Raw genomic sequence first — 7375 nt, 5'->3', positions numbered from 1 at the left:
TCGTGGAACGAGGAGATCGGGCGTGGTGTGGCTGGGCTGTTGGCGTCTGGCGCGGGTGAGGATCAGGTCGCTGTCCGCGACACGGGTATCTACGGCCGCCGCCTCGTACCCACCGAACTGACGGTTTCCGCCGGGAGTGATGGCGGCGGCGATGCCGCGTCCGCCGACTCCGATGCCGCCTCCGACTCTGAGTCCGAGTCCGTCTCGTCCGAGTCGTCGTCTGCTGCCTCGGGTTGGGTGCCGTCGGGGTCGGTGTTGGTGACGGGTGGTACGGGTGCGTTGGGTGCGCGGGTGGCACGGTGGCTGGTTGAACGGGGCGCAGGCCATGTGGTGTTGACCAGCCGCCGGGGCCTGGACGCCCCAGGCGCCGATGAGTTGCGCGATGAGCTGGCGGGCCTGGGTGCCCGGGTGACGATCGCCGCCTGTGATGCGGCGGACCGCGCCGCCTTGGCGAGCGTGCTGGAGGCGATTCCGGAGGAGTTTCCGCTGACGGCCGTCGTCCACGCCGCAGGTGTCGGCGTCGGTGACGGGCCGTTGGAATCGCTGGAGTCCGAGCAGCTGGCCGGCGTACTGCGGTCGAAGGTGAACGGAGCCTGGCATCTGCACGAGCTGACCCGTGATCTGGATCTGGACGCTTTCGTACTGTTCGGCTCGGGCGCCGGCTGCTGGGGCAGCGGTGGTCAGCCGGCGTACGGGGCGGCGAACGCGTTCCTGGATGGGTTGGCGCAGTACCGGCGTGGTCAGGGCCTGCCTGCCACCTCCTTCGCATGGGGTGCCTGGGGCGACGCGGGCATGGCCACGGACGAGGCGATGGCGGGGCATCTGGAGCGCCGTGGTCTGGTGCCCATGGAGCCGGAGTTGGCGTTGTGGGTGCTGGGCCGGGCCGTCGCTGAGGACCGGACGCTGCTGACGGTGACGAATACGGACTGGGAGCTGTTCGCGCCGAGTTTCACGGCGGAGCGTCCCAGCGCGTTGCTCTCGGAGATCCCCCAGGTCCAGCGCGTACTCGCCGAACCGGACACCGACCCCGACGGGCAGGACGGCAGCAGCGGCGAGTCGGGGCTGAAGGGGCGCCTGGCGGGGCTGCCGGAGGCGGAGCGTTCCCGGGAGCTGCTGGAACTGGTCCGTACCCACGCCGCAGCGGCCCTGGGTTACAGCGATGCCGAGGCGCTGCCAGCCAATCGTGCTTTCCGTGATGTGGGTTTCGACTCCGTCATCGCCGTCGAGTTGCGCAACCGGCTCAAGCGCGCCACCGGCATTCCCCTGCCCGCCACCCTCGTCTTCGACCACCCCACACCCAACGCCCTGGCGGGATTCCTGCACGGCGAACTCTTCGGCACCGAGACCGCACCCGAACCGGCGGTCCAGGTGCTGCCGCCCGTGACCGACGACCCCATCGCCGTCGTCGGCATGGGCTGCCGTTACCCCGGCGGCGTCAGCACCCCTGAGGAGCTGTGGCAGCTCGTCGCCGAGGGACGTGACGCGATCTCCGCCTTCCCCGCGGACCGCGGATGGGACCTCAACGCCCTGACCAGCGCCACGTACGAGGGCGGCTTCCTCGCCGACGTCGCCGGATTCGACGCCGAGTTCTTCGGGATCTCGCCCCGCGAAGCCGTCGTGATGGACCCGCAGCAGCGGCTGCTGCTGGAGACGAGCTGGGAGGCCCTCGAACGCGGCAGCATCGACCCCGCCGCACTGCGCGGCAGCCGCACCGGCGTCTTCATGGGCACCACCGGTCAGGACTACGCCGACCTCGTCGCCCACTCCACGGAGGACGTCGGCCTCTACGCCACCACCGCCCACGCCGCGAGCGTCCTCTCCGGCCGCATCTCCTACCTGCTCGGCCTGGAGGGCCCGGCCGCCACCATCGACACCGCGTGCTCCTCGTCGCTGGTGGCGATGCACTGGGCGGCGCAGGCGCTGCGCTCCGGGGAGTGCGACCTGGCGCTGGCGGGCGGAGTGGCCGTGATGTCCACGCCGAACGCCTTCGCCGCCTTCACCTCCCAGGGCGGTCTCGCGCCCGACGGCCGCTGCAAGGCGTTCTCCGACGCCGCCGACGGCACCGGCTGGTCCGAGGGCGCCGGCGTCGTCCTGCTGGAGCGGCTCTCCGACGCACGCCGCAACGGCCACCGCGTGCTGGCGGTCGTACGGGGCAGCGCAGTGAATCAGGACGGCGCCTCCAACGGGCTGACCGCGCCCAACGGCCCGTCCCAACAGCGCGTCATCCGGCAGGCGTTGGCGAGCGCAGGTCTCTCGTCCTCCGACGTGGACGCCGTGGAGGCGCACGGCACCGGCACGACACTCGGCGACCCCATCGAGGCCCAGGCAGTGCTGGCCACTTACGGCCAGAGCCGCGAGCGGCCGCTGCTGCTGGGCTCCATCAAGTCCAACATCGGCCACCCGCAGTCCGCGGGCGGCGTCGCGGGCGTCATCAAGATGGTCATGGCCCTGAGGGAAGGCCTCCTCCCCAAGACGCTGCACGTGGACGAGCCGTCCACCCACGTCGACTGGAGCGCCGGCGCCGTCGAACTCCTCACCGACGCCGCCGACTGGCCCGAGGCGGACCGGCTCCGCAGGGCAGGTGTGTCCTCCTTCGGCGTCAGCGGCACCAACGCGCACCTCATCCTGGAACAGGCGCCACTGCCCGCGCCCGTGCAGGAAGCCGAGACGGCCGCCGACCCCCACGTATCCGAGAGCGACACCGACGACGCCCCCGGCAACGCGCCCGTCGCGGAAACCGAAACCGAAACCGCCACCGACGCCATGCCCGTAGCCACGCCCCCGACCCAGATCGCCACCCATGGCACGGCCGGGAGCGCACCCGTGCCCGTTCCCGCGCTCGTGCCGTGGGTGGTCTCCGCCCGGTCGGAGGCCGCGCTCCAGGCCCAGCTCGATCGGGTCAGCGCCCTCGCGGACCGCGCCGGCGACGGCAGCACACCGCCCGCCGCCACCCCCGTCGACATCGGCTACTCCCTCGCCGCCTGCCGCACGGCGTTCGAGCACCGTGCCGTACTGCTGCACAGCGAGGAGGGGACCGCGGAGGCCGAGCGCGCCGTCGCGCCCGCCGAGGACCGGCTGCTGGCGTTCGCCTTCTCCGGTCAGGGCAGCCAACGCCTCGGCATGGGACGGGAGTTGTACGAAAGCTTCCCCGTCTTCGCCGACGCCTTCGACGCCGTACTGGCCCACCTGGACCCCCAACTGCGCAGCACCGTATGGGGCGAGGACACGGACGCGCTGAACGACACCGGCTGGGCCCAACCCGCCCTGTTCGCCGTCGAGGTGGCCCTCTACCGTCTGGCCGAATCCTGGGGCGTCACGCCCGACTACCTGATCGGCCACTCGGTCGGGGAGATCGCCGCCGCACACGTCTCCGGCGTCCTCTCACTCGAGGACGCCTGCACCCTCGTCTCCGCCCGGGCCCGGCTGATGCGGGACCTCCCCGCCGGCGGGGCCATGGCCGCCGTGGAGGCCACCGAGGACGAACTGCTCGCGCTGCTCGACGGCAGGGACGACGTGGCGCTCGCCGCCGTCAACGGCCCCACGTCCGTGGTGGTTTCCGGAGCGGACACGGCTGTACGGGAGATCGCGGAGAGCTTCGCCGGCAAGGGCCGCAAGACTAGGAATTTGCTGGTCAGTCATGCATTTCACTCGCCCTTGATGGACGCGATGCTGGACGACTTCCACGCGGCCGTGGCCGGCCTGTCCTTCGGCGAGCCCGCGATCCCCGTCGTATCCAACCTCACCGGCCGCATCGCCACCGGCGAGGAGCTGCGCTCTGCGACGTACTGGGTGCGGCACGTGCGGGAGACCGTACGGTTCGCCGACGGCGTCGCCGCGCTCGCCGAACAGGGCGTCACGGCGTTCCTGGAGGTCGGCCCCGACGGAGTGCTCTCCGCGATGGCCGCGGAGTCCGTGCCCGGGTCGGTCGCTGTGCCGCTGCTCCGCAAGGACCGGCCGGAGGACCACACGGCCGTCACCGCGGTGGCACGCCTCCACGTCAACGGCGCCCGCGTGGAGTGGGCACGCTACTTCGACGGCACCGGCGCCCGCCCCGCCGAACTGCCCACCTACCCGTTCCAGCACCAGCGGTACTGGCCGGAACCCGCCACCGGTGCCGGTTCCGGTACGGGTGCCGCAGCGAGCGGGACCGACCGAACCGACGACGCCGCGTTCTGGACCCTCGTCGAAAGCGGCGACCTGGACACCCTCGCTGCCGAACTGGGCGTCGCCCCCGACACCGAACTCACCTCTCTGGGCGAGGTGTTGCCCGCCCTCACCTCGTGGCGCAACCGCCGCCGCGCCCAGTCCACCATCGACTCCTGGCGCTACCGGGAGACATGGACGCCACTGGCCGCCACCGGCGGCGAGCCCCGCGGCCCGCGCACCGAGCCGCAGGGGAAGGGGAGCTGGCTCGCCGTCCTGCCCGCCGCGGCCGCGACCGGCTCCGAGGACGAGGCGTGGATCGCGCAAGCCCTCGAAGCCCTCGGCTCCGACGTCGTCCAAGTCCGCATCCCCGGCGACGGAGACGCCGCAGGCACGCCGCAACGGGACGAACTGGCCGCGCACTTGGCGGCGGCCCTCGCCCGGACCGCCAGCGAGGACACGGAGAGCGGTGACGACACGGAGAGCGGTGACGCACCCGCACCGTCGGCGCAGCCCCAACTCACAGGCGTCGTCTCCCTGTTGGCCCTCGACGGCGCGGAGGACGCCTCGGGCGTGCCCGCCGCCGTACGGAACACCCTGCTGCTCGTGCAGGCACTCGCCGACAGCGCGGTCACCGCTCCCGTATGGGCCGTCACCCGCAATGCCGTCGCCGTGGACGCCACCGAAGGCGTCGACGGCACCGCGCAGGCGGGCGTGTGGGGCCTCGGCCGCGTCGCCGCGATGGAACTGCCGCAGCAGTGGGGCGGACTCGTAGACCTTCCGGCGACGCTCGACCGGCGCACGACGCGCCGCTTCACCGACGTACTGGGCGCGGCCGTCGCCGGACACCCCGACGGGACGAACAGTGGTGGCGCCACCAGCACCGGCAGCACCGGCAGCACCGGCGGCACGGGTCAGGGCCACAGCGCGGAGGAGGACCAACTCGCCGTCCGCGCCTCCGGCTTGTTCGGCCGCAGGCTCGTGCCCGCGCCGCACGCCGATCCCGGCACCGCCTGGCAGCCCTCGGGCACGGTGCTCGTCACCGGCGGCACCGGCGCCCTCGGCGCGCACGTCGCCCGCGACCTCGCCGCCCGCGGCGCACAGCGCCTCGTCCTCCTCAGCCGCCGCGGCCCCGAAGCTCCGGGCGCGGACCGGCTGCGCGGCGAACTCACCGCGCTCGGCGCCGAAGTGGACATCGTCGCCTGCGACGCGGCCGACCGGGAAGGCCTCTCCGCCGTCCTCGCCGGGCTCCCCGCCGACCAGCCGCTGACCGGCGTCGTCCACACCGCCGGCGTCCTGGACGACGGCATCCTCGAAGGGCTCACCCCCGAACGCTTCGAAGACGTCTTCCGCTCAAAGGTCGCCGCCGCCCGCGCACTCGACGAACTCACCCGCGGCCTCGACCTGTCGGCGTTCGTCCTCTTCTCCTCCGTCGCCGGTCAGATAGGCAACCCCGGGCAGGCCAACTACGCCGCGGCGAACGCCGTGCTGGACTCCCTCGCCCGGACCCGCCGCGCCGAAGGACTGCCCGCCACCGCCGTCGCCTGGGGCGCCTGGGCGGGGGAGGGCATGGCCGCGGGCGAGACGGGCCCCGGAGGCGCCGCTGAGGACACCGGCGACGCCGAGACCACCGAGACCGAGGACACCGGCGACGCGCAGGACATCGGCGGCGGCAACGGCGCCGACGGCGGTGCCGACAGCGCCACCGGCTCCGGCCGCAGCACATGGCCGGAACGCGACGGCGCCGGACTGATGGACCCGCGACTGGCCGTGGAGGCCATGTGGCAGGCCGCCGGCGAGGAGCCCGCCACCGTCACGATCGCCGATCTGCGCAACCCGCAGCTTCTCGGCTCCCTGCTCGAAGTACGCCCCATGCCGCTCCTGTCCGAACTCCCCGACGCACAGCGGGCGGTGGAGGAGCTCCGGGCCACGCGCGACACGAGTCGTGCAGCGGCCTCCGAACTCCGCGAACGGCTTGAGGGACTCGGCGAGGCAGACCGCTACGAAGCCGCACTCGACCTCGTACGCTCCCGCATCGCCACCGTCCTCAACTACTCCGGCGGCACGGCGGTCGGCGCCGACAAGGCCTTCCGCGACCTCGGATTCGACTCGCTCACCGCCGTCGAACTGCGCAACCAGCTCAGCGCCGCCATCGGGCAGACCCTGCCCGCCGGCCTCGTCTTCGACCACCCCACACCACGCGCCCTCGCGGGCCACCTCCTGGAGGAGATCCTCGGCATCCAGGGCGAGTCGGCGACGGCTGCGACCCGCGGCACCGCCGCCCCGCGCACGACCGACGAGCCGGTGGCCATCGTCGGCATGTCCTGCCGCTTCCCCGGAGACATCCGCACGCCCGAGGACTTCTGGCAGTTCCTCCTCGACGGCCGGGACGGCATCGGCGACTTCCCCACCGACCGCAACTGGGACCTGGAGACCCTCTTCTCCGGCGGCCAGGGCAGCAGCATCACTCGGAACGGCGGCTTCCTCGACGGAACCGCCGACTTCGACGCCGCGTTCTTCGGCATCTCGCCGCGTGAGGCGCTGGCGATGGACCCCCAGCAGAGGCTGCTGCTGGAGTCGTCGTGGGAGGCGCTGGAGCGTGCCGGGGTCGATCCGCAGTCGCTGCGCGGCAGTTCGACCGGTGTCTTCGTCGGCACCAACGGACAGGACTACGCCACTCTCGTCAACGACAGCGCCCAGGACACCGAAGGCCACGCCGCAACCGGCCTCGCGGCGAGCGTCATCTCCGGTCGCCTCTCCTACACGCTCGGCCTCGAAGGCCCCGCCATGACGGTGGACACGGCCTGCTCCGCCTCGCTCGTCGCCCTCCACCTGGCCGGACAGGCCCTGCGTCAGGGGGAGTGCGACATGGCGCTCGCCGGCGGCGCAACCGTGATGTCCACGCCCATGGTCTTCGCCGAACTCTCCCGCCAGGGAGCCCTGTCCCCCGACGGCCGGTGCAAGGCGTTCGCGGACGGTGCGGACGGTACGGGCTGGTCCGAGGGCGTGGGGTTGTTGGTGTTGGAGCGGCTCTCGGATGCGGAGCGTCTTGGGCATCGGGTGCTGGCGGTGGTGCGGGGCAGCGCGGTGAATCAGGACGGTGCGTCGAATGGTTTGACGGCGCCGAATGGTCCGTCGCAGCAGCGGGTGATTCGGCAGGCGTTGTCGGCTGCGGGTCTTGCGGCGTCGGATGTGGATGCGGTGGAGGCGCATGGTACGGGGACGGCGTTGG

Annotated in this window: 1 protein-coding gene; it reads left to right on the top strand. The window is 72.7% G+C overall.

Annotated features, from left to right (window positions below; all coding sequences use genetic code 11):
- Positions 1-27: 27 nt before the first annotated feature.
- Positions 28-7375: type I polyketide synthase (locus tag HCC61_RS29960; protein WP_346777444.1), on the top strand; the 7348-nt coding region annotated here is incomplete at its 3' end.

It is taken from the genome of Streptomyces sp. HNM0575, assembly GCF_012726265.1.
Lineage (GTDB): Bacteria > Actinomycetota > Actinomycetes > Streptomycetales > Streptomycetaceae > Streptomyces.
Note: the sequence above shows the minus strand (reverse complement) of the source record. Positions and strands in the feature narration are given on the sequence as shown.